Genomic DNA, 22669 nt, shown 5'->3' with positions numbered 1-22669 from the left:
AAACTATATATTTTTTGGACCTAAACCTAAAGCTCCGGCAAATCTTGCTTGATTTCCTAATTCCTCTTCAATTTTTAAAAGCCTGTTGTATTTTGCAATCCTTTCACTTCTACTCAAAGAGCCTGTCTTGATCTGACCAGATCTTGTGGCGACAGATAAATCAGCAATTGTTGTATCTTCAGTCTCACCGCTTCTATGACTTATAACACTCGTGAAACCAGACATTTTAGCTAAATCAATAGCTTCCAAAGTTTCAGTTAATGTTCCAATTTGATTTACCTTTATTAGGATTGAGTTGGCAGATTTTTCCATAATCCCTTTCCTTAACCTTTCTGTATTAGTAACGAATAAATCATCACCTACAAGCTGAACTTTATTTCCTAGTTCTTTATTTAATTCTGACCAACCCTCCCAATCATCCTCCGCTAAACCATCCTCTATTGAAACTATTGGATAATTAGAAACTAATCTTGAAAGATATGAAATCATTTCAGAACTATTTAAACTTTTCCCTTCATATTTATAGATACCATCACTATAAAATTCAGTACTAGCTGCATCTAAAGCTAAAGATACCTGCTCACCAGGCTTAAATCCAGCTTTATGGATTGCTTCTAATAATAAGTCTCCTGCTTCTTCGCTTGATGACAAATTAGGCGCGAATCCACCCTCATCGCCTACCGCAGTAGATAAACCTTTTTGGTCAAGTAATGATTTTAATGAGTGAAAAATTTCAGTACCCATTCTTAATGATTCACTGAAATTATTAACTCCATGTGGGACGAGCATAAATTCCTGAAAATCAAGACTATTTGGTGCATGAGCACCACCATTTATTACATTCATCAATGGGACTGGAAGAAGATTGGATAATGGATCTCCAAGATACCTATATAGGGGAATTTCTAAAGCATTTGCTGATGCTCTGGCAGTTGCGAGACTTACTGCAAGGATTGAATTTGCTCCAAGGTTGGACTTATTAGGAGTTCCATCAATTTCAATCATTAATTTATCTACTGCAGTTTGATCTAAAGCTGACAAACCACATAACGCAGGGGATATTGTTTCATGAATTTTATTAACAGCATTCATAACACCTTTTCCCATATATTTTGAGCCACCATCTCTTAATTCATGTGCCTCATGAGCACCAGTGCTAGCTCCGCTTGGAACAATTGCTCTACCACTTGCACCACATTCCAAAAACACTTCTGCCTCTACAGTTGGATTACCTCTTGAATCAAGGACTTGCCTTGCTTCAATAGTATCAATAAGAAAATCAATAGTTTCTTTCACAATTTAATTATTACTATTTAAATCCTATTAATAGCTGAACTATTTGGCTAACATCTGAAATATATATGTTAACCAAATATAATTTCAATTTCAGAACAACTTAGATATTAGTTAAAGCTTTTATTAATTCAAAAGTCCCAGCAACCCTTGTCATAAACATATTTTTCAAATTCATCTTACAATTTAAAATTATTGGATGATTATTATTGCATATCCTATTTAGAATATTAATTAATAATCAACTATAGTTTTTATAGTTTATGAGAGAAACACTTACATCCAGTCCTGAACTTTTTAGCGATATCAGTTGGAATCTTCTTTTATTAGGGGAAGAAACCGCAAAAAAATGGGATCATAGCGAATTTAATATTGAACACATAATTCATACGTTGTTCTCATCAAGTGAATTCTTTGCTTTCATTGAAAAATTATCAATCGACCAAGATATAGTTTTAGACATAACAGAAGATTTTTTAGAAGAGACACCAACAAATGAGTCAGATATTTTTACTATCGGAGAAGATTTAGAAATTTTATTAGATAATGCGAATCAGATTAAAATTCAATGGGGATCGAAATTAATAGAAATCCCTCATTTACTAATTGCTCTTGGAAGGGATTTAAGAATTGGAAATTATGTTTTTGAAGAAGGCAATCTTTCAATGGAAAAATTAGAGGAAGAATTAAAGTTTTTTCCAAATATTAATCAATCAAAAGATTCTTTTAATTACGAGAACGTAATTGAGATTAATAATCAATCTAATTTTGAATCAAACAAAGAGACTTTAGTTAAAGATGAAAAATTTGAAAAAGCTATTGTTACATTACCCAAAAGTGAACTTCAAATTGAAACCAAAAAACAAGTTGAAAAAGATGAGAATGCTCTTTCAATTTATGGTAAAGATTTAACAGAATCAGCCAAAAAAGGCTTACTGGATCCTGTTTTAGGAAGAGAAAATGAGATCAATAATTTAATGAGGGTACTCTGCAGAAGAAACAAAAATAATCCTATACTTATTGGCAATCCTGGAGTTGGTAAAACCTCAATTGCAAAATTACTTGCGCAATTAATTGTAGACAAAAAAGTTCCTGATTCTTTAAAAGACTTAAAAATTATTTCACTTGACTTAGGTGCTTTAGTTTCTGGAACAAAATTTAGAGGCCAACTAGAGGAACGACTAAGCCTAATATTGCAGGAACTTAACAATCCAAGCCAAGGAATGATTCTATTTATTGATGAAATTCACTCAATATTGAGTTCTGACAGATCCTCTACCGACATTAGTAATATTTTAAAACCTTTACTATCTGAAGGAGAACTTAGATGTATCGGTACAACAACACCTGAGAAATTTCGTGAAACTATTGAAAAAGATCAGGCATTGAATAATTGCTTTCAAAAGATAGCAGTTAATGAACCTTCAGTAGAATTAAGCGCAACAATACTGCAAGGTATCAAAAAGAAATATGAATCACACCATGGCATAAAAATTTCTGAAGAGGCTGTAAAACATTCTGCAAAATTGGCCGACAGATACATCAGCGATAAATGTCTTCCTGATAAAGCAATAGATTTAATTGATGAAGCAGCTGCACAGTTAAAAATCGATTTTAATAATAAGCCTCAAATAATTCTCCAACTAGAAAACAAACTTCATACTATTGATGAAAAACTGAATAATTGGGAAGGAGACAATAATGAAGCTCAAGAAAAACTATCTGATATGAGAAAACAATCAGAGGAGAAATTGAACGTTCTTTTGGACAATTGGGACAATTTGAGGGAAGAAATGGAGAAATTATCTATTTTGATGAAAGAAGAAGATAAGCTAACCAAACAAATTAAAGATAAATCAAATCGCGAAATTGAAAATGATTTAGATCACTTAGAAAAGCTTGAAAAAGATTTAAGTGAAATAGAGAATAAAATACAAAAAGTTGAAGTGAACTTTAGTAAAATAAAGAAAAATAGAAATTTCCCTTTTAAATATCAAGTTGAACCTGACGATATTGCTGATGTTATCTCAAAAATCACAGGTATTCCAATTTCCAAAGTAGTTTCAAATGAACGTAAGAAATTAGTCAATCTTGAAACAGAACTAAGTGAAAAAGTTATTGGACAAGAAAAAGCTATTGAAACTGTCTCTGCTGCGATTAGAAGAGCTCGCGTTGGCATGAAAAGTCCTAAAAGACCTATTGGATCTTTTTTATTTATGGGTCCTACAGGTGTTGGCAAAACAGAATTAGCAAAATCTCTTGCTACAGCTTTATTTGATGAAGAAGACGCACTTTTAAGATTAGATATGAGTGAATATATGGAGAAAAACGCCGTAGCAAGACTTTTGGGAGCTCCTCCAGGTTATATTGGTTATGAAGAGGGTGGTCAATTAACTGAAGCTGTAAGACGTAAACCCTATTCAGTAATACTTCTTGATGAGATAGAAAAAGCACATACAGAAGTATTTAATATCCTTTTACAAGTCTTAGATGAAGGAAGATTAACGGACTCTCAAGGAAGGACTGTGGACTTCAAAAATACAGTAATCATTATGACAAGTAACCTAGCTGGTAAATCTATACTTGAGTATTCACAAAAAATTTCTAAAAGTGAGGGAAAGTTAGAGAAGGATCAACAAACTCTTGAAGATTCTATTAGTAATACATTATCTTCAATTTTTAGACCAGAATTTTTAAATAGAATTGATGAAGTAGTAAAGTTTGATCCATTATCTATTGATGAACTTCAAAAAATAATTATTTTACAAACAGAAGATTTAAAAAACCTACTTCTTGAACAGAAAATCAATATCAATATAGATAAAAAAGTTATTAATAAAATTGCAACCGATTCTTACGAACCTGAATATGGTGCTAGGCCACTTAGCAGGGAGCTTAGAAGACAGATAGAAAATCCCTTAGCTGCAAAACTTTTAGAGGATAACTTTAAAAACAAAAAAAATATCACAATAAAACTTAACCCTTCTAAAAAGAATGAGATTTTTTTTAAACCTAGCTGAGGAGTAAATCAATAAGCTAAAATAATAGATAAAGCATAAAGCTTAATTACAAAAAATCTTGTGACAAGTCCCACTACTAATAAAGAACCTCTTAAAAAAGATTCCCCTGAAATAGAAGAGCCTAAAAAAAAGGATAATTTTTTTAGTTCTACCTACAATGAGCTCAAACTTGTCGTATGGCCAAACAAACAACAACTTTTTAGTGAATCAGTAGCGGTTATAATTATGGTATCTTTTTCTGCGGCAGCCATAGCCTCTGTCAGCAGATTCTATGGATGGGCAGCCTCTCAAATTTTTGGTTAAATTACCCCTGAATATCCATTTAAATAAAGATCTTAATAAACTTCAAAAAAAAAAATGAGTAATGAATTGACTACAAACCTTGCTTCTTCAAAAGCTAATACTAGCATCGCGAGATGGTATGCAGTTCAAGTAGCATCAAGCTGTGAAAAAAAAGTAAAAGCGACCCTTGAGCAGAGATCAGTAACTTTGGGTGTTAATAATCGGATTATTGAAATTGAAATTCCCCAGACTCCTGGAATTAAATTAAAGAAAGATGGTAGTAGACAAACTACTGAAGAAAAAGTTTTCCCAGGTTATGTCCTCGTAAGAATGATTTTGGACGAAGATACAATGATGGCTGTAAAAAGTACTCCAAATGTAATTAACTTTGTTGGTGCTGAAGATGGTAGAGGTAGCGGAAGATCACGAGGTCATATCAAACCTCGACCATTATCCAGACAAGAAGTTAATAGGATCTTTAAGCGCGCATCAGAGAAAAAGGCTGTAATCAAATTAGATATTGAAGAAAAAGATAGGATCATAGTAACTAGTGGTCCATTTAAGGATTTCCAGGGAGAAGTTATAGAAGTTTCCGGGGAAAGAAATAAATTAAAAGCATTACTTTCGATATTTGGGCGCGAGACTCCTGTAGAATTAGAGTTCTCCCAAATCAATAAACAAAATTAATTTCTAATAGTTTTGTTTATCTAGTAAAATGATGATTTTCTACCTCAGCTTAAATTCTCAAATCTAATGGCAAAAAAAATTGTTGCAGTTATCAAGCTTGCTCTACAAGCAGGCAAAGCGAATCCTGCTCCTCCAGTAGGCCCAGCTTTAGGACAACATGGTGTCAATATTATGGCATTTTGTAAAGAATACAATGCTAGGACCCAAGATAAAGCAGGTTTTGTAATTCCAGTTGAGATTTCTGTTTTTGAAGATAGAAGCTTTACTTTCATAACAAAAACACCTCCAGCCTCAGTTTTAATCACAAAAGCGGCTGGGATAGAGAAAGGATCTGGTGAATCTGCAAAAGGCTCTGTTGGGAATATAAGTAAATCTCAATTAGAAGAAATAGCCAAAACTAAGCTTCCTGATCTAAACTGTTCTAATATTGAATCAGCTATGAAAGTAATTGAGGGTACTGCTCGTAATATGGGCGTCTCTATTACTGATTGAGTTCAAAAAAACTTACTCACTATTTAGGGGAGGTTATTAATAACCGTTTGCACCCAAAATTACTATGAAAAAACTATCAAAAAGAATGGCGGCTCTATCAACAAAGATAGAAGATCGCATTTACGCTCCACTAGAAGCTCTTAGTATTATCAAGGAAAATGCCAACGCTAAATTTGATGAAACTATTGAAGCGCATATACGTCTAGGTATTGATCCAAAATATACTGATCAACAATTAAGGACCACAGTTGCATTACCACATGGTACTGGCCAAAGTATCAAGATCGCTGTAATCACAAGCGGTGAGAATGTATCGAAAGCTAAGTCTGCTGGTGCAGATTTATTTGGTGAAGAAGATCTTGTGGAAAGCATAAATAAAGGAAATATGGAATTTGATCTGCTTATTGCAACTCCAGATATGATGCCAAAGGTTGCAAAATTAGGAAGAGTTTTAGGACCTAGAGGTTTAATGCCTAATCCAAAAGCTGGGACAGTGACCAATGATATTAGTAATGCAATAAAAGAATTCAAAGCTGGTAAGCTCGAATTTAGAGCAGATAAAGCAGGCATCGTTCATGTTCGCTTCGGAAAAGCAAGTTTTACGAAAGAGGACCTATTTGATAACTTAAAAACCTTACAAGAATCAATTGATAAAAACAAACCAAGTGGAGCCAAAGGAAAATATTGGAAAAGTTTTTATGTGACTTCAACTATGGGGCCTTCAGTTCAAGTTGATATCAGTGCAGTGCAAGATTACCAACCTGAAAGTTAACTCTCTGTAGTATAATTTATAATGCAATAATACGGCCAAAGAAAGTAGGTTTATTTAGTTATTCTAAATTTTTAATTCCTACCGAGGACTCGTCTTAAATTATTTCTTTTTGGATCTAATAAAAGCGGCCTCTTTAAAAGGACTTTGCCGCATTTCCTGCTCTCCCTAAATTACGATCCAAAAAAACAACAATGGGCCGAACACTAGAGAATAAGCAACAAATCGTTAGTGAGATTAAATCTCTCTTAAACGACTCGGAAATGGCTGTGGTTCTTGACTATAAAGGTTTAACTATCAAAGAGATGTCTGATTTGCGATCTAGATTGCAAACAACTAAAGGCATTTGCAAAGTTACTAAAAATTCATTAATGCGAAAAGCAATTGATGGAGATAGTAATTGGAATGATCTTGAATCTTTACTGACCGGAACAAATGCTTTTGTCTTAATCAAAGAAGATGTTGGAGGTGCTGTAAAAGCGATCCAATCTTTTCAAAAAGACACCAAAAAATCCGAAACCAAAGGAGCTTTATTTGAAGGCAGACTTCTTAGCAATTCTGAAATAAAAGAAATTGCGAGTCTTCCATCTAAAGAAGTATTGATGGCAAAAATTGCTGGTGCTCTAAATGGAGTAGCAACAAAAATTGCAATCTCTATCAATGAAGTGCCTTCTGGACTTGCTAGATCACTTAAACAACATTCTGAAAAATCAGAATCTTAAATTCAAACCCTAATTAACTTTTAAGAAAATGTCCGCAAAAACTGAAGAAATTCTTGAATCATTAAAGTCTCTATCACTTTTAGAAGCATCTGAGCTTGTAAAGCAAATTGAAGAGGCTTTTGGCGTATCTGCTGCAGCTTCTGCAGGGGTAGTAATGGCAGCTCCAGGAGCAGCTGGCGCTGATGCAGATGGAGGCGCTGCTGAAGAAAAAACTGAATTTGATGTGGTACTCGAAAGCTTTGATGCAGCTGCAAAAATCAAAGTCCTTAAGGTTGTAAGAAATGCAACTGGTCTTGGTCTTGGTGATGCGAAAGCACTTGTTGAATCAGCACCAAAAACAGTAAAAGAAGGAATTGCCAAAGCAGACGCTGAATCTTTAAAGAAAGAGATTGAAGAAGCTGGCGGTAAAGTTACACTTAAGTAAGAGTAAATTTTTTCAAGCCGATAAACTTAATATCGGCTTCAAAAATTATGAATAATGATAGTATTGCAATTGAAGCTGCAACTGATGGAGCCTGCAGTGGTAATCCAGGCCCAGGTGGTTGGGGTGGTTTAATAATTTTTGACGATAACAGTGAATTAGAGATAGGTGGTTCCGAGCAAAATACCACTAATAACAGGATGGAACTTACCGCAGCTATAAAAACGCTTGAGAAATTAAAAACCTATAAATTAAAAGAGAATTTTAAATTAAAAACTGATAGTAAATATGTTATTGAGGGATATACAAAATGGATCATTAATTGGAAAAGAAATGGATGGAAAACAAGCACAGGAAAATCAGTTCAAAATCTTGATTTATGGCAGAAAATTGATCAATTAAGGATTGATGGCCTAATAATGGAATTTGTTAAAGGTCATAGCGGGGATAAACAAAATGATAGGGTTGATAAAATTGCAACTAATTACAGCAAAGGTATTTCTATAGTAATTAAATCGCAAGAAGAAGAATCCTCAGTTGACTTGTTTGAAACAAATGGACCTGCAGATATTCAGAAATTATTGTCAAGAAACGAATTAATGCAAAAATTTGCAGAAAAAAAGTACTTGTTAAGTTCACTAGAACTAAGTGATTTATTGTGTAAAGAAAACGAATTGAAAATAAAAAAATATTTACTTTTTGAATGGCGTAATTGGAGATTCATTCCTAAAGATAAAAAATATTGGATAATAGAAAAAAAAGAATTCTAATTTTTCATGAATGAACAGAAGGGAGTATTTAAAAATCTTTATAAAAACTTGATGAGCCCCATATTAAAAAAAGACTCTGGAATAGATGCAGAATATCTAACAAATTTATCCCTTAGCCTTCTATCATTCAGTTCAAGGAAACATAATTGGCCGGTAGTTTCATCATTACTAAAAAATCTAAATGAAGAATTTTCTGTAGTTGATAAAAGGTTAAATCAAAACATATGTGGAATAAATTTTTGTAATCCAATTGGTTTAGCTGCGGGTTTTGACAAAAATGGAAATGCTGCAAATATATGGAAAGATTTTGGTTTTGGATTTGCAGAACTTGGTACAGTAACTAAATTTGCCCAAAATGGAAATCCCAAACCAAGGTTATTTAGATTAGCAAAAGAAGAGGCAGCATTAAATAGAATGGGCTTCAACAACAATGGTGCTGAAAATCTAGTTAAGAACTTTATTGAACAAGGTATTAATTTTAAAAAAAACAGAAAGAATATTTGTTTGGGAATAAATTTCGGTAAATCTAAAATTACAGGTATATCTCAAGCAAACGATGATTACTTAACTTCTCTAAAATTATTAATTCCATATTGTGATTATGCAGCAATAAACGTAAGTTCTCCAAATACCGAAGGACTAAGAAAGTTGCAAGATCCAATTCTCCTTAAAGAACTTCTTAAAGAAATTAAATGCTTACCTAATTGTCCACCATTATTTGTAAAAATTGCACCCGATTTAAGCCTTAAAGATATTGAAGATATTTGTCAACTAATAATTGAGGAAAAAATCGATGGAATAATTGCTACTAACACCAGCATTGATAGATTAGGTCTAGAAAATAGAAAGATCGAACAAACAGGATTATTTCTTTCTGAAGAGAATGGAGGATTAAGTGGAAGACCTTTGCAAAGAAAAGCAAATAAGATAATAAAACATATTCATAAAATTGATAAAAAGATTATTTTAATCGGCGTTGGTGGAATCGATAGTCCAGAGTCTGCTTGGGAAAGAATTTGTTCTGGAGCATCATTAATTCAACTTTATACAGGGTGGATATATAAGGGTCCACAATTAGTCCCCGATATACTTGAAGGAATCATAAAGCAACTAAATAATTATCAATTATCTAACATAAAAGAGGCCATTGGATCCGATTTAAAATGGGTTGAATGAAATTAGAAAATGGATAATGAATAAATCGGAATCTGATGAATACTCAAAAAAAGCCATGAAAATATTAAACTTCAAGCATGGAGGAAATGTATATGCAAATTCAAAAAAATTAAATTTATTACCCTCTGAAATTATTGACGCAAGTGCCTCATTAGTTCCCTTTGATCCACCTAAAATACTAATAGATTCATTAAATGAAGAAATTAAGAAACTTGGATTTAGATATTACCCAGAGAGAAATTTGAGTGATTTAAAAGAAACAATTGGCAAATTTCATGGAATAAATCCAGAGAACATTTTACCTGGGAATGGAGCTTCTGAGCTAATAACCTGGGCAGGTTATGAAGCAACTAAATTTGGAATCAGTTGTATTCCTTCTCCAGGCTTTGTTGATTATGAAAGATCGTTAAATTGTTGGAATAGCAATTTCATACACTGCGAATTACCAAAAAGCTGGAATAATATTTTTCCTCAATCATTTCCACTTCATCCTAAAGGTGATGTTATTTGGATAACAAATCCACATAACCCTACAGGCCAATTGTGGGAGAGAAATTCATTAGAGACAATTATAAAAAAATATAAATTAGTTATCTGTGATGAGGCTTTCTTATCAATAACACCTAATGGAGAAAAAGAATCGTTAATACCATTAACCAAAAAATATGATAATTTATTAGTCTTGAGAAGTTTAACCAAAATCTTCAATATTCCTGGTCTTAGATTAGGTTATATTATTGGCTCATCGAAAAAAATTAAACAATGGAAAATTAATAGAGATCCTTGGCCATTAAATTCCTTTGCTATTAAAGCTGGAATTGACTTACTAAGTAATAAGAAATTCTATGAACAGTGGACAAGGCAGATTCACAGCTGGATTAATATTGAAAGAGAGATAGTATGTAAAAAACTATCAACAATAAAAAACCTTAAAGTTCATAACTCTTCAACCAACTTTTTTTTAATAGAAAGTAAAAAATCTTTGTTGCCAAATATAAAATACTTAGAAAATAAAGGAATATTACTTAGAGAATGCACTTCATTTAGATTTCTTGACGAAAAATGGGCAAGAATAAGTTTGCAGAGTAAAAAAAATAATATTCTTCTATGTAAAGAAATTCAAAATTCCTTTAAAAAGTAATTAATTAATTTTTTAATCTCAATTTTAGATTTAGTTTTATTATTACTTTTCATATTCTTCTTCATTATTTCTAGTATTTCATATTGATTTTTTCCGCTTTTTAAATTTTTTCTAAAAATTCTTCCGATAGTTTCTTCAAAAAGTTCTTTAGAAATTTTATTTTGATTCATTAAAACTGAGCCTCCATTTTCAGCAAGAATCATTGCATTTTTTTCCTGATGATTATTTTTTGAATAAGGATATGGAATTAAAATTGAAGGTTTTTCAGTCTCTATTAATTCATTTATTGTTCCTGCACCAGATCTCGATATAACAAGATCACAGTTTTGAATTAAAGCCGCAATTTCATTAGTAAATATCTTTTGAACATAATTTTTTGAATTCTTTACATAACATGATTTCTGATTGCATTCTCCAATAATATGAACTATCCGAAACTTTTTTTCAATTAAAAATTCTAGGGATTCGTAGAGAATTTGATTTATAGCTTTTGCACCTTGACTACCTCCCATGACAATCAATAGAGGCCCTTTGCCTGCTGGAGCCCATTTTGGCAAGAGATTAGATTTATAGAATTGCTCCCTTAAAGGCGTCCCTGTGAAAATAGTTTTGCAATTTTTTAAATAGGAATTTGTTTTCTTAAATCCTAATAGAACATAGTTACATAAAAAACCAAAATATTTAGTGACCATTCCAGGTATTAAATTTGATTCATGAATAATGACAGGTATCCTTAGAAGTTTTGAAGCAATAATAGTGGGTGCTGATATATAACCTCCAGTCGTAAACACTAAGTTAATTTTTTTTTCTTGTAAAATCCGAATTACTTGAAAAGTTGACATTAAAACTTTTATATATTGATAAAACAAAAAAATATTCTTTCTTGGTGTCTTTATATTCAAAGTCGTCAAATTGTATTTTTTAGGAATAAAATTTGTATCAAGTCTTTGATGAACCCCCAACCAATGAATATTCCATTGATCCTCTACCTCCTTAGAAACTGCTAATGCTGGAAAAATATGACCTCCTGTACCACTAGCTGCAACTAATAAGTTATTTTTCTTAGACATAAAAACTTAAAATAGTAGAATGAAAATAACAAATAACAAATATGTTTAATTTAAAATTAATCAAAAATATAGGAGTTCCTCTCTACTTATTTATTTATCTTATTCTTCCCTATTCAGCAAGATCACAAACTTTGAAAGTTGACTTTCTAAGAAATCTAGAAAACTCCTTAAACGCAAGAGATTTAAAATTTATTAAAGAAAATTTTACAATTGATAAAAACAAAAATATATCAAAACAATTTGCAAATATCATTAATGATTTCCCTGACAGCAAATGGAAGATCAAAAGATTAAAATCTTATATTCCAAATAAAGATATTTTACGAATAAAAGTTTCAGGGAAAAAAATAATTAACGGAGAAATTCATATCCTCGAATCCGATTTTGATTATTTATTTTCAATTGCAAATGGAAAAATAGATGAAGGCATTATCAAAAATCTATTTACAACAATAAGAAATGATGACAAAAAAATAGATATAAGTTTTAAAATTCCTGATAAAGTTCTTACTGGTTCAAAATATGATATCGATATTATTCTAAATAAACCTCTAGAAGACGTAATTATTGCTGGATCGATAAAACCTCATCAAGTAAATTCATTTTTTGAACAAGAAATATTATTGGAGCCACTTGCCTCTGGAGGAATTTTTAAGATGACTAGAGCCCCTTCAAAACCAGGGATACAAATATGGTCAGGAATTATAGCTCATCCTAAGGGAATGATCACTTTCACAAAGAGTATTGATATTGTTGATGAGATATAGCCTAGGCGTCATTTAAAGCCGCTACACCAGGTAAAGCTTTCCCTTCTAAAAGTTCCAAGCTTGCGCCACCTCCAGTAGATATATGAGACATTTTCTTAGCTAATCCCGCTTTCTCAACTGCTGCAACAGAATCTCCACCACCAATAATTGTGCAAACTTCAGAAAAAGCACTTAAGTCCGCAAGGGTCGTAGCTATTGAATTTGTACCTTCAGCAAATTTATCAAATTCAAAAACTCCCATTGGACCATTCCAAATAATTGTCTTACATTCTGCAAGAGCATTCTGAAAAATCTTAATGGAATTTGGACCAATATCTAGACCCATCCAATTCCCACTAATTGAATCAATTTTAGATATTTTACTTTCAGCGTTAGGAGAAAATTCATTAGCTAAAACAACATCAGTGGGTAATAATAATTCAACTCCTTTTGCTTTTGCTTTTGCTTCTAAATCTTTAGCAAGCTCCAGTTTATCTTCTTCTACAAGGCTCTTTCCAACATCTAGACCTCTAGCCTTATAAAAAGTAAAAATCATACCTCCACCAATCATTATTTTGTCACACTTATCTAGTAAAGAATCAAGCACTCCAATTTTACTACTAACCTTTGATCCTCCAACTATTGCTGCCAATGGACGCTTCGGTGAATCTATTGCTCCTTGTAAGTATTTCAATTCTTTTTCTAAAAGGAATCCAGCTACTGAGGGACTTAAATAATTAGTAACTCCCTGAGTTGAAGCATGAGCTCTGTGAGCAGCACCAAAAGCATCATTTACATACATATCTGCATGTGATGCTAAATTTTTAGCAAAATCCAAATCGTTCTTTTCCTCTTCACCAAAAAAACGAACATTTTCGAGCAAAAGAACATCACCGTTACTTAAGCTATTTGATTGTGCAACTGATTCATCACCTATGCAACTGTTAGTAAGAGCAACATTTTTCCCCAACAATTCACTTAATCTTGCTGCTACTGGACTTAATCTCATTTTTTCGTTTACTTGGCCCTTTGGTCTTCCAAAATGGGCAGCTAGGATAACTTTTGCAGAGTGATTAATAAGATATTCAATAGTTGGGATAGCTGCTCTAATACGCGTATCGTCGGTTATTTGACCATCTTCATTTAATGGAACATTAAAATCTACTCTGACAAGAACTTTTTTTCCTTCTAAATGAGTCTTATCAAGACTGGAAAGAGATAATTTTGACATTAAACAAGTTATATTTTTAATTTCAAGACCCTAACGTTAATTTGGCCTTATTGGGTCAAAAAGTAGTAACTGTTACCTATGCCTTAATAAATTTTAAGAATTAACTCTTATAAAAATTTTTTAGTTATTAAATTTATACTAAAATTTAGAAGTAAATACTTTTGAAATTATAAAAATTAAAAGGAATACAAAATTTTATTTGAATTATTGAAGTGGACATACCCAAGATTCAATGGTACCCAGGCCATATCGCAAAAGCAGAAAAAAAATTATCTGAAGTTATCAACAAAGTAGATTTAGTTATAGAAGTTAGAGATGCACGAATTCCTTTGTCAACAGGTCATCCACACTTAAACAAATGGATCAACAATAAAAAACATATCCTTGTTATTAATAGATCTGACATGATCTCACCTAGTACCATCACAAGTTGGAATAAATGGTTTAATGCTAAAGATCAATATCCTCATTGGTGTGACGCTAAAAGAGGAATAGGTATTAAAGAGATTTGTAAATCCGCCAAAGAATCTCGGTCTTCAATTGACGATAGACGACTTTCTAGAGGCATGAAAATTAGGTCAATTAGAGCACTTACGCTTGGTTTTCCAAACGTAGGTAAGTCAGCATTAATTAATAGAATCGCAAAAAAAAGAGTAGTTGATAGTGCTAGGAAAGCAGGCGTGACTCGTAATTTAAGATGGATAAAATTAGAAAGTGGTATAGATCTGCTAGATGCTCCTGGTGTTATACCTCCAAATTTAGAAGATCAAAAATCGGCACTTAATCTTGCACTATGTGACGATATTGGAGAAGCTGCTTATGAAATAGAGAGTGTCGCAATTGGATTTATCAAAATTATATCCACTCTAAGCAAAGATAAGAATGCGAATATCTCAGTAAAACTAATATCTAATAGATATGGAGTTGATATTACAAAAGGCTTTGAGAGTCCTTCTGATTGGATCGATGAAGCAGCTTCAAAACATACCTCAGGCGATAAAAGAAGAATGTCTCATAAATTATTGGAAGATTATAGAAATCAAATGCTTGGTAAAATTGCTTTAGAAGTCCCAAAATGGAATTAAATAATAAAAATTCTTTCGGCATTGGAGAAGGTGAACTTATAGAAATTATTTATGAGCTACCTCTTCCTATGAGACTAGACAGATGGTTGGTAAGTAAAAGGCCAGAACAAAGTAGAGCAAGAATTCAACATTTTATAAATTCAGGTTTAGTACTTGTAAACTATAAGACTGCGAAAGCAAAGACCCCATTAAAAAATGGCGATAATGTTCAAATCTGGATGCCTCCTCCAGAACCTCTTATATATTTAAAACCCGAAAAAATGGATTTAAAAATCCTTTTTGAAGACGAACATATCATAGTAATCAATAAGCAATCAGGATTGATAGTTCATCCAGCCCCTGGACACAAATCAGGAACTTTAGTTAATGGATTACTTTTTCACTGTAATGATCTACCTGGAATTAATGGGAAACTAAGACCTGGAATTGTTCATAGATTAGATAAAGATACCTCTGGATGTATGGTGGTAGCTAAAAGCCAAGAGGCATTAGTAAATCTTCAGAAACAAATAAAAGAAAAAATAGCTTCACGCGAATATATTGCAGTGATTCATGGAGCACCTAATTCTGAAGAAGGCCAAATAGTGGGGCACATTGGTAGAGATAAATTCAATAGGTTGAAATATAAAGTAGTTGAAGAAACTTCAGGAAGATATGCCTGCACTTATTGGAAATTAAGAGAAAGATTAGGTAATTACTCATTAATGAATTTCAAATTAGATACTGGTCGAACGCATCAAATAAGAGTTCATTGCGCTCACATTAATCATCCTATTGTGGGTGATCCTTTATATGGAAGATGCAAAAAACTTCCTTGTAAAATAGAGGGTCAAGCATTACACGCTTTTAAGCTTGGCCTCATACATCCAATCAATGGCAAAGAAATGATATTTGAAGCAGAATTACCATTAGATTTTCAAAAATTACTAAAAGTTCTTAAAGCTAAATAAGATTTAAAGAAGAATTTAGAAGAGATTTTGTATAGGTGTTTTTAGTTTTAGTGAATATTGTAGAACTTTCTCCTTCATCAACTATCTTTCCGTGATTCATTACTAGCAACCTATTACAAAATCTTTTAGCAATACCTAAATCATGTGTGATAAAGATAATGGTTAAATCCATTTTTTTTTGCAAGACTCTAAGTAATTCAAGAATTTCTATTTTTACTGCAGCATCTAACATATTAACGCTCTCATCACAAATCAAAATTTTTGGTTTCAACAATAGCGCTCTGGCTAATGAAATTCTTTGCAATTGACCACCAGATAATTGGCTAGGATAAGAATTTAAAAATTCACTCTTAAAAGGAAGACTTAAATTGCTAAACATGAATTTTATTTCTTTTTCAATTTTCCTTTTATCTGAAATTTTTTGAATAAAAAATATATCTTCCAAAATATTTTTAATTGTCATTTTCGGATTCAAACTTGAAAAAGGATCTTGAAAAATAATTTGCAAATTTTTGTGCTTTTTAAAAGATTTATTTTTTTTCGATGCATGATTTTTGTCATAAATTTTTATTTCACCGCCTCTTACTTTAAGAAGTCCAATTAATGCCCTGCATAATGTACTTTTACCGCTACCTGAAGATCCAACTATTCCAAGAGTCTCATTCTTATATAATTTAAAACTAACTTCATTTAAAGCCTTATTCCATTTATTTATAAAAATTGAAGAATTTAATTTATACCAATGTCTTAAGTTATTTACCTCTAGAACGACCTCATCACGAACATTATTTTTAATATTTGATTCTAATACTATTTTTGAGGCATTAACTAACTTTATCCCAATATCTGATTTTGGTGATTGGAAAATATCTGATATATTTCCTTTTTCAACAATCGATCCTTTTTCAATTATTGCAACTTTTTTACACCACTTTGCTGCAAGATTAATATCGTGACTAATTAAAATCAAAGTAGTATCAAATTCATTACATAACTGAATGATTTCTTGCATAATTTCAAAACTTGTTTTGGTATCTAAGCTTGTTGTAGGTTCATCAGCTATTAATAATTTAGGTTTCAAAGCAAGTGCCATTGCTATAGAAACTCTCTGTCTCATTCCACCGCTAAATTGATGTGGGAAAGAATCAAGTCTACTTTCTTCAATTCCTACTTTTTGAAAAACTTCTTTTACTAATTTTTTAATAGCTGTAGATGATTTAGTTTGATCATGTGTTTTAAATAATTCATATAAATGATCCCCAACTCTCATTAGCGGATTAAGTTTCTTTATAGAGTCTTGATAAATAAATCCAAAATTCTTTCTTCTAAATAATTGTGCATCTTTGTTATTTATTTTCCTAGTATCTACACTAGAAATCGATAAATACCCTTTAGAAGTGGCCTTTTCAGGCAATATATTTACTAATGTTTTTGCAAAAGTGGTCTTTCCACATCCAGAAGGTCCTATTATGGCCAAATGATCTCCACTATCTATTTCCAAATTAAAATTTTTGATAATAGGTTGCTGTTTTAGGCCATATTTAACAGTAAGATTTTTAACTACAATAATTTTTTCTTTATTTTTTTCCATGATTTATAGCAAATTTTTCTAGACCTAAATAAAATACATCTAAAGCAATATAAAATGTCCGAGGCAGCTGCAAATTCAAAAGAAAAAAACGAAATTAAAGTTTCCAAAACTATTTTGCCTGAAAATAAAAAATATGAAAGTGAATCTTTGAATTATCAAATAAACATTCCCGATTGGCTTCTTAAAGATATTCATAATTTTGAAAAATCAAGTAACAAAAATGATGAGAATCAAAACCTTATAGCAAAGGCTTTTAAACTTGCTTATAAAGCTCATGATGGACAATTCCGTGCGAGCGGCGAGCCATACATTATCCACCCGGTTGCTGTTGCAAATCTCCTCAAAGAAATAGGTGCTAGTTCATCTGTTATTGCTGCAGGCCTTTTACATGATGTTGTTGAAGATACTGGCATTGATTTATCCGAAATAGAAACAAATTTTGGATTAGAAGTAAAAATACTTGTAGAGGGCGTAACAAAATTAGGCGGCATACACTTTAACAACAGAACTGAAGCACAAGCTGAAAATCTTAGGAAAATGTTTTTGGCTATGGCCAGCGATATCAGAGTTGTCTTAGTAAAACTTGCAGATCGACTTCATAACATGAGAACAATTGAATGGCTAAATGATGAGAAAAAACTAAGAATAGCGAGAGAAACAAGAGAGATTTATGCACCATTAGCTAATCGACTAGGAATAAACAGATTTAAATGGGAATTAGAAGATTTAGCTTTTAAATTCCTAGAGCCTAAAGAATATCTAGATCTTAAAGATCAAATAGCTGTTAAAAGAAGTGATAGAGAAAAAAGATTAAAAGTAACTTTGAATCTTATGAAGGAAAACTTGGTTTCAGCAGGTTTGAAAAATTTTGAAATAACAGGAAGGCCAAAACATCTTTATGGCATCTGGAGCAAAATGGAAAGACAACAAAAGCATTTTCACGAGATTTATGATGTTGCTGCCCTAAGAATTATCGTGGACAATTCAGATAGTTGTTATCGAGCTTTAGCAGTCGTTCATGATACTTTCAAACCAATTCCAGGTAGATTTAAAGACTATATAGGATTACCAAAACCCAATGGATACCAGTCCTTACACACTTCTGTGATTGGAAGACATCGACCTATTGAAGTTCAAATTAGAACTACTTCGATGCATCAAATTGCTGAATATGGTATTGCCGCTCATTGGCAATACAAAGAGGGTGGTTCTCCTGCTAAAAGTAATGCCGAGAGATTTAATTGGCTAAGACAATTAGTAGAATGGCAACAAGAAGGTAATGAAAGGGATCATAATGATTATTTAGCTTCAATTAAAGAAGATCTATTTGATGAAGAAGTATTTGTGATCACTCCAAAAGGAGATGTTGTTGGTTTAAGGAAAGGATCTACCGCGATAGATTTCGCCTACAGAATTCATTCTGAAGTTGGAAATCACTGTAATGGAATAAGAATTAATGAAAAGCTTTCTCCATTATCTACAGCACTTCAAAATGGTGACTTCATAGAAATTTTGACAAGTAATAATGCTACTCCAAGCTTGGATTGGCTGAACTTTGTAGTTACGCCAACTGCTAAAAATAGAATTCGCCAATGGTATAAGAAAAGCCATCGTGATGAAACGATTAAAAGAGGTAGAGATTTACTTGAAAAAGAAGTAGGTCGAAACGGTTTTGAAGCATTACTTTCTAGTGAAGCCATGAAAAAAGTTGCAAATCGATGCAATTTAAAAACTACTGAAGACCTTCTTGCATCTCTTGGTTTTGGTGGTTTAACTTTGCATCAAGTATTAAACAGACTAAGAGAAGAAATAAAATTACAGACAGAAGATGTAAAAAATGATTCTGACTCTGAAATAGCAAAATCTCTTAAAAGTAATAGTAATTTATCCACTCATCAATCTAATACAGCAGCTAAATCGCCAATTTCCGGGATAGAAGGTCTTGATTACAGAATAGGTAAATGCTGTACCCCACTCCCAGGCGAGGATATTATCGGAACTGTGGCGCTCGGCAACCATGGGATAACTATACATAGGGAAGATTGCGAGAATGTAATACCAATTCCAATAGAGAGAAGATTACCTGTAGGATGGAATCAAGATAATAAAACTGGCGATAATAAGTTTCCAATTCAGCTACGAATAGAAGTAATTGATAGAGTTGGAGTTCTTAAAGATATTCTTATGCAGTTATCTGACAAAGGTATAAACGTTAGCGACGCCAATGTTAAAACTGCTTATGGTAAACCAGCTATTATAAATCTGTGTGTAGGTCTTGAAAGTTATAATCAACTTCACAAAACAATTGAACAAATTAAATCAATGGCAGATGTTTTAGATATTGCCAGAGTTGGACAAAGTTAATTTTAAAATCAGAGCAATCTATTTTTTATTTTTTTTTTTGTAGATAAAGAAAACAATACTGCCACAAATCAAAGCTAGTAAAATACCTACACAAGATGAACCTAAGAGTAATTTTAGGGAAAAAATCCTACCTTGTTTCCATAAGTCATCAATAACTAAACTTTTTTCAAGAATTTTATTAGAAGAATTATTTAAAAAAATCGAACCAACTTTATAGTTAAAATAATAAAGTGGAATATAAGTAAAAGGGTTGCTTATCCAAGTACCAATTGCAGCTAGAACAATATTTCCCTTGGCTATTTTTGCAAAAAATACCCCTATTAAAGTCTGAAACCCAAAAAAAGGAAAGCAGCCACTAAATACCCCTATAGCTAAACCTTTAGCATTAAAGAAAGGACTTCCATTCTGATTCCTAAATAATGATAGAATTTTCTTATAGGTAATATCTCTTTTAAATCTCATTCAGAAAGAAAATTTCAAAATTCTTGATAATCTTACTTAATTATCCATAACAAAGCGAGAGATGGATTCGATAGTTACTACAGAAGATACGATAGCCGCAATTGCTTCAGCTATAAGTATAGGGAAAGGAGGAGTTGCGATAATAAGAGTATCAGGGAAAGACTCAATAAATTCTTGCAAAAAGATTGTTCAAACAAAATCTAAATATGCATGGGAATCACATAGAGTTTTTCATGGTTTTATTCAGGAAAATAAACAAAATAAATTTATAGATGAGGTTTTAATTTTAGTAATGAAATCACCAAATAGCTTCACAGGAGAGGATGTTGTTGAACTTCATTGCCATGGAGGAATTATCATAGTGAATAAAGTTCTAAAGAGATTATTATCTAGTAATTCTAGAGTTAGACTTGCAAACCCGGGAGAATTTAGTCAAAGAGCTTTTCTTAATGGAAAAATAGACCTTACTCAAGCCGAGTCGATTAATCAATTAATTAATGCAAGCAATACAAGATCAGCAGAGTTAGCTTTTAGTGGGATTCAAGGAGAAATAAAGAAAACAATTAACGATATTAAAAATGACCTTATAAATCAACTTTGCGAAATAGAAGCGAGAGTTGACTTTGAAGAAGACTTCACAGATTTTGATTACACCAAATATCTAAAAAACATTAAAAAAGTAAAAGAAAAAATAGAATTACTAATAGAAAATGCAAAAAGAAATTCATATATTCATAATGGAATATCCATTGCGCTTATAGGTAAAACAAATGTTGGGAAAAGCTCTTTATTAAATTTACTTGCAAAAAAAGATAAAGCAATCGTAACTAATATTCCTGGAACAACTAGAGATGTTATTGAAGTTAATTTAAATATTAATGATATTCCAATGAAAATAATTGATACTGCTGGCATAAGAGAAACTCATGAACAAATTGAAAGTATTGGAATTAAAAAAAGTATTGGGAAAATAAAAGAGTCAGATTTTATAATTTATATTTATAGTCTTGAAGAAGGATTTAATGAAGAAGACAAAAAAATAATACAAGGAATTCCCAAAGAAAAATTAATTACTATTTTGGGCAATAAAAAAGATTTAATTGATTGCAAAAATATTAATTCAAATGATTTAAAAAACACAATTCTTATGAGTATTAAGAATAATGATGGTGAAAGATTATTGATAGACACAATCATAAAAAAATGCGGATTAAAACAAGTAGAAAATATCAATATATTTTTAAACGAAAGACATCTAACAAATTTGTCTGCTTGCCTATCTAATCTAAATGATACTGATGAAATAATTGAAAATAAATTGCCATTTGATTTGTTATCAATTGAACTGAGAGATGGAATCCAAAACTTATCTAAAATAACTGGTCAAGAATTAACAGAGGAACTTCTAGATAATATTTTTTCTAAGTTTTGTATTGGTAAATAAATTTGAGTTAAATTACATAGTGATATATAGTTGATTCTCTAACTTCATTTGAATTTTTATTAATTAATTATTTTTTAGTTTAGTGGATTTAAATACTCCAATAATAAGTAAAATCATTGATAATTGGATCGATGAAGATATAGGTAGGGGAGATCTTACAAGTCCCTCTATTACAGAAGAGAATGGTCATGCATATTGGATTGCAAAAGAGGAGGGTATATTCTGTGGGGTTGAAATTATAAAAGAAATTTTTAGAAAAATTAATTTAAAAATCAGTCCAAAATTTAATATCTCTGATGGAGATAAATTTGTTAAAGATCAAAAACTCTTAGAAATATATGGACCTTCAAAAAGTTTACTCGCTAGTGAAAGGATCAGCTTAAATATAGCAATGCATTTATCTGGAATATCAACATATACAAAGAATCTTATAGATAAATTAGAAGGCACAAATATAAAATTAGCAGATACTAGGAAAACGACTCCTGGCTTAAGAATATTTGAAAAATATGCATTCAAATGCGGAGGTGGGGTGAATCATAGAATGGGATTATACGATGCTGCTATGATCAAAGAAAATCATATTGCATGGACAGATAATCTTAAGAATGCAGTACAAAAAATTCGCCGAAATTCGCCTTTTACAACTCATATCATAATTGAAGCTGAGAATATCGAACAGGCAAAAGAAGCAGTATTAGCAGGAGCGGATAGTGTCTTATTAGATGAACTTAGTCCTGAAACAATCAAAAAAAGCGTTCAAGAATTAAGAGATTTATCAATAAATAGCCTAAAAAAAGAAGTCAATAAAAATTTGATAATAGAAGTTTCTGGAATAAAACCTGAAGAAATTAGTAAATATCTAATAAAAGGTATTGATTTGATTTCAACAAGTTCTTCTATTACCAAAAGTGATTGGATTGATTTAAGTATGCGTTATATTAATTAATCAT

Annotated in this window: 21 protein-coding genes; 16 read left to right on the top strand and 5 right to left on the bottom strand. The window is 31.6% G+C overall.

Translation table 11 applies throughout. The features are described from left to right. Nucleotides 1-3: 3 nt before the first annotated feature. On the bottom strand, nucleotides 4-1296 hold the full coding sequence (gene eno, locus HA144_RS01085; protein ID WP_209041685.1) for a phosphopyruvate hydratase: 1293 nt from the start codon (nucleotides 1294-1296) through the stop codon (nucleotides 4-6). Between the two features lie 260 nt (nucleotides 1297-1556). Here eno and HA144_RS01080 point away from each other — a divergent pair, with 260 nt between their 5' ends. The 10 genes from HA144_RS01080 (at nucleotide 1557) to HA144_RS01035 (ending at nucleotide 10773) form a co-directional block, all read left to right on the top strand. Next, the gene (locus HA144_RS01080; RefSeq protein ID WP_209041683.1) at nucleotides 1557-4313 is read left to right on the top strand and encodes an ATP-dependent Clp protease ATP-binding subunit; all 2757 of its coding nucleotides are present in this window, start codon (nucleotides 1557-1559) and stop codon (nucleotides 4311-4313) included. Between the two features lie 60 nt (nucleotides 4314-4373). Then, nucleotides 4374-4616: a preprotein translocase subunit SecE gene (gene secE / locus HA144_RS01075; RefSeq protein WP_209041681.1), complete on the top strand. Its 243-nt coding sequence runs from the start codon at nucleotides 4374-4376 to the stop codon at nucleotides 4614-4616. 54 nt (nucleotides 4617-4670) lie between these two features. Further along, nucleotides 4671-5282: a transcription termination/antitermination protein NusG gene (gene nusG, locus HA144_RS01070; protein WP_011817697.1), complete on the top strand. Its 612-nt coding sequence runs from the start codon at nucleotides 4671-4673 to the stop codon at nucleotides 5280-5282. Between the two features lie 66 nt (nucleotides 5283-5348). Next, nucleotides 5349-5774, top strand: a complete 426-nt coding sequence (gene rplK / locus HA144_RS01065) for a 50S ribosomal protein L11 (protein ID WP_209041680.1) — start codon at nucleotides 5349-5351, stop codon at nucleotides 5772-5774. A gap of 64 nt (nucleotides 5775-5838) precedes the next feature. Further along, nucleotides 5839-6546 (top strand): 50S ribosomal protein L1, encoded by a 708-nt coding sequence (rplA, locus tag HA144_RS01060; protein WP_209041678.1) that lies wholly within the window; start codon nucleotides 5839-5841, stop codon nucleotides 6544-6546. Between the two features lie 191 nt (nucleotides 6547-6737). After that, a complete protein-coding gene (gene rplJ / locus HA144_RS01055) occupies nucleotides 6738-7265 on the top strand; it encodes a 50S ribosomal protein L10 (protein WP_209041676.1) in 528 nt (175 codons plus the stop codon). A gap of 28 nt (nucleotides 7266-7293) precedes the next feature. Then, complete coding sequence (gene rplL, locus HA144_RS01050) at nucleotides 7294-7689, top strand: 50S ribosomal protein L7/L12 (RefSeq protein WP_209041674.1); 396 nt, start codon at nucleotides 7294-7296, stop codon at nucleotides 7687-7689. Between the two features lie 47 nt (nucleotides 7690-7736). Then, nucleotides 7737-8456, top strand: a complete 720-nt coding sequence (locus HA144_RS01045) for a ribonuclease H family protein (protein WP_209041672.1) — start codon at nucleotides 7737-7739, stop codon at nucleotides 8454-8456. Nucleotides 8457-8462: 6 nt separating this feature from the next. Further along, nucleotides 8463-9632 (top strand): quinone-dependent dihydroorotate dehydrogenase, encoded by a 1170-nt coding sequence (locus HA144_RS01040; RefSeq protein ID WP_209041670.1) that lies wholly within the window; start codon nucleotides 8463-8465, stop codon nucleotides 9630-9632. A gap of 16 nt (nucleotides 9633-9648) precedes the next feature. Beyond that, complete coding sequence (locus HA144_RS01035; protein ID WP_209041668.1) at nucleotides 9649-10773, top strand: pyridoxal phosphate-dependent aminotransferase; 1125 nt, start codon at nucleotides 9649-9651, stop codon at nucleotides 10771-10773. On the opposite strand, the gene murG is transcribed toward HA144_RS01035, so the two are convergent. Continuing rightward, nucleotides 10752-11843 carry an undecaprenyldiphospho-muramoylpentapeptide beta-N-acetylglucosaminyltransferase gene (gene murG / locus HA144_RS01030; protein ID WP_209041666.1) on the bottom strand — a complete coding sequence of 364 codons (1092 nt, stop codon included), beginning with the start codon at nucleotides 11841-11843 and terminating at the stop codon, nucleotides 10752-10754. The two genes, HA144_RS01035 and murG, sit on opposite strands and share 22 nt — an antisense overlap. A gap of 41 nt (nucleotides 11844-11884) precedes the next feature. On the opposite strand from murG, the gene HA144_RS01025 reads away from it, so the two are divergent. After that, the gene (locus HA144_RS01025; protein ID WP_209041664.1) at nucleotides 11885-12610 is read left to right on the top strand and encodes a hypothetical protein; all 726 of its coding nucleotides are present in this window, start codon (nucleotides 11885-11887) and stop codon (nucleotides 12608-12610) included. A gap of 1 nt (nucleotide 12611) precedes the next feature. Here HA144_RS01025 and HA144_RS01020 read toward each other — a convergent pair whose 3' ends face one another. Further along, nucleotides 12612-13820 (bottom strand): phosphoglycerate kinase, encoded by a 1209-nt coding sequence (locus HA144_RS01020; protein ID WP_209041662.1) that lies wholly within the window; start codon nucleotides 13818-13820, stop codon nucleotides 12612-12614. A gap of 212 nt (nucleotides 13821-14032) precedes the next feature. Between HA144_RS01020 and ylqF the strand changes: the two genes are divergently transcribed. Continuing rightward, the gene (gene ylqF, locus HA144_RS01015; protein ID WP_209041660.1) at nucleotides 14033-14905 is read left to right on the top strand and encodes a ribosome biogenesis GTPase YlqF; all 873 of its coding nucleotides are present in this window, start codon (nucleotides 14033-14035) and stop codon (nucleotides 14903-14905) included. Then, nucleotides 14896-15855 carry an RluA family pseudouridine synthase gene (locus tag HA144_RS01010; RefSeq protein WP_209041658.1) on the top strand — a complete coding sequence of 320 codons (960 nt, stop codon included), beginning with the start codon at nucleotides 14896-14898 and terminating at the stop codon, nucleotides 15853-15855. Before ylqF ends, HA144_RS01010 begins: the two co-directional genes overlap by 10 nt. Here HA144_RS01010 and HA144_RS01005 read toward each other — a convergent pair. After that, the gene (locus HA144_RS01005; protein WP_209041656.1) at nucleotides 15848-17446 is read right to left on the bottom strand and encodes an ABC transporter ATP-binding protein; all 1599 of its coding nucleotides are present in this window, start codon (nucleotides 17444-17446) and stop codon (nucleotides 15848-15850) included. The two genes, HA144_RS01010 and HA144_RS01005, sit on opposite strands and share 8 nt — an antisense overlap. A 54-nt stretch (nucleotides 17447-17500) precedes the next feature. On the opposite strand from HA144_RS01005, the gene HA144_RS01000 reads away from it, so the two are divergent. Next, nucleotides 17501-19810, top strand: coding sequence for a RelA/SpoT family protein (locus HA144_RS01000; protein WP_209041654.1), 2310 nt, complete (start codon nucleotides 17501-17503; stop codon nucleotides 19808-19810). A gap of 18 nt (nucleotides 19811-19828) precedes the next feature. Here HA144_RS01000 and HA144_RS00995 read toward each other — a convergent pair whose 3' ends face one another. Next, nucleotides 19829-20272, bottom strand: coding sequence for a DUF2062 domain-containing protein (locus HA144_RS00995; protein ID WP_209041652.1), 444 nt, complete (start codon nucleotides 20270-20272; stop codon nucleotides 19829-19831). Between the two features lie 61 nt (nucleotides 20273-20333). On the opposite strand from HA144_RS00995, the gene mnmE reads away from it, so the two are divergent. Continuing rightward, nucleotides 20334-21716 carry a tRNA uridine-5-carboxymethylaminomethyl(34) synthesis GTPase MnmE gene (gene mnmE / locus HA144_RS00990; protein ID WP_209041650.1) on the top strand — a complete coding sequence of 461 codons (1383 nt, stop codon included), beginning with the start codon at nucleotides 20334-20336 and terminating at the stop codon, nucleotides 21714-21716. 82 nt (nucleotides 21717-21798) lie between these two features. Continuing rightward, nucleotides 21799-22665, top strand: coding sequence for a carboxylating nicotinate-nucleotide diphosphorylase (nadC, locus tag HA144_RS00985; RefSeq protein ID WP_209041648.1), 867 nt, complete (start codon nucleotides 21799-21801; stop codon nucleotides 22663-22665). Nucleotides 22666-22669 lie beyond the last annotated feature (4 nt).

Source organism: Prochlorococcus marinus XMU1404 (assembly GCF_017696175.1).
GTDB lineage: Bacteria > Cyanobacteriota > Cyanobacteriia > PCC-6307 > Cyanobiaceae > Prochlorococcus_A > Prochlorococcus_A marinus_X.
This window is presented reverse-complemented; position numbering and strand designations above follow the sequence as displayed.

Bases quoted from the DNA above. Each gene is read 5' to 3' on its own strand.
- murG (WP_209041666.1), bottom strand. From the start codon at position 11,843: ATGTCTAAGAAAAATAACTTATTAGTTGCAGCTAGTGGTACAGGAGGT.
- HA144_RS01010 (WP_209041658.1), top strand. From the start codon at position 14,896: ATGGAATTAAATAATAAAAATTCTTTCGGCATTGGAGAAGGTGAACTT.
- HA144_RS01020 (WP_209041662.1), bottom strand. From the start codon at position 13,820: ATGTCAAAATTATCTCTTTCCAGTCTTGATAAGACTCATTTAGAAGGA.
- HA144_RS01000 (WP_209041654.1), top strand. From the start codon at position 17,501: ATGTCCGAGGCAGCTGCAAATTCAAAAGAAAAAAACGAAATTAAAGTT.
- rplK (WP_209041680.1), top strand. From the start codon at position 5,349: ATGGCAAAAAAAATTGTTGCAGTTATCAAGCTTGCTCTACAAGCAGGC.
- rplL (WP_209041674.1), top strand. From the start codon at position 7,294: ATGTCCGCAAAAACTGAAGAAATTCTTGAATCATTAAAGTCTCTATCA.
- rplJ (WP_209041676.1), top strand. From the start codon at position 6,738: ATGGGCCGAACACTAGAGAATAAGCAACAAATCGTTAGTGAGATTAAA.
- HA144_RS01040 (WP_209041670.1), top strand. From the start codon at position 8,463: ATGAATGAACAGAAGGGAGTATTTAAAAATCTTTATAAAAACTTGATG.
- HA144_RS01005 (WP_209041656.1), bottom strand. From the start codon at position 17,446: ATGGAAAAAAATAAAGAAAAAATTATTGTAGTTAAAAATCTTACTGTT.
- mnmE (WP_209041650.1), top strand. From the start codon at position 20,334: ATGGATTCGATAGTTACTACAGAAGATACGATAGCCGCAATTGCTTCA.
- HA144_RS01035 (WP_209041668.1), top strand. From the start codon at position 9,649: ATGAATAAATCGGAATCTGATGAATACTCAAAAAAAGCCATGAAAATA.
- HA144_RS01080 (WP_209041683.1), top strand. From the start codon at position 1,557: ATGAGAGAAACACTTACATCCAGTCCTGAACTTTTTAGCGATATCAGT.
- nusG (WP_011817697.1), top strand. From the start codon at position 4,671: ATGAGTAATGAATTGACTACAAACCTTGCTTCTTCAAAAGCTAATACT.
- HA144_RS01045 (WP_209041672.1), top strand. From the start codon at position 7,737: ATGAATAATGATAGTATTGCAATTGAAGCTGCAACTGATGGAGCCTGC.
- rplA (WP_209041678.1), top strand. From the start codon at position 5,839: ATGAAAAAACTATCAAAAAGAATGGCGGCTCTATCAACAAAGATAGAA.
- HA144_RS00995 (WP_209041652.1), bottom strand. From the start codon at position 20,272: ATGAGATTTAAAAGAGATATTACCTATAAGAAAATTCTATCATTATTT.
- HA144_RS01025 (WP_209041664.1), top strand. From the start codon at position 11,885: ATGTTTAATTTAAAATTAATCAAAAATATAGGAGTTCCTCTCTACTTA.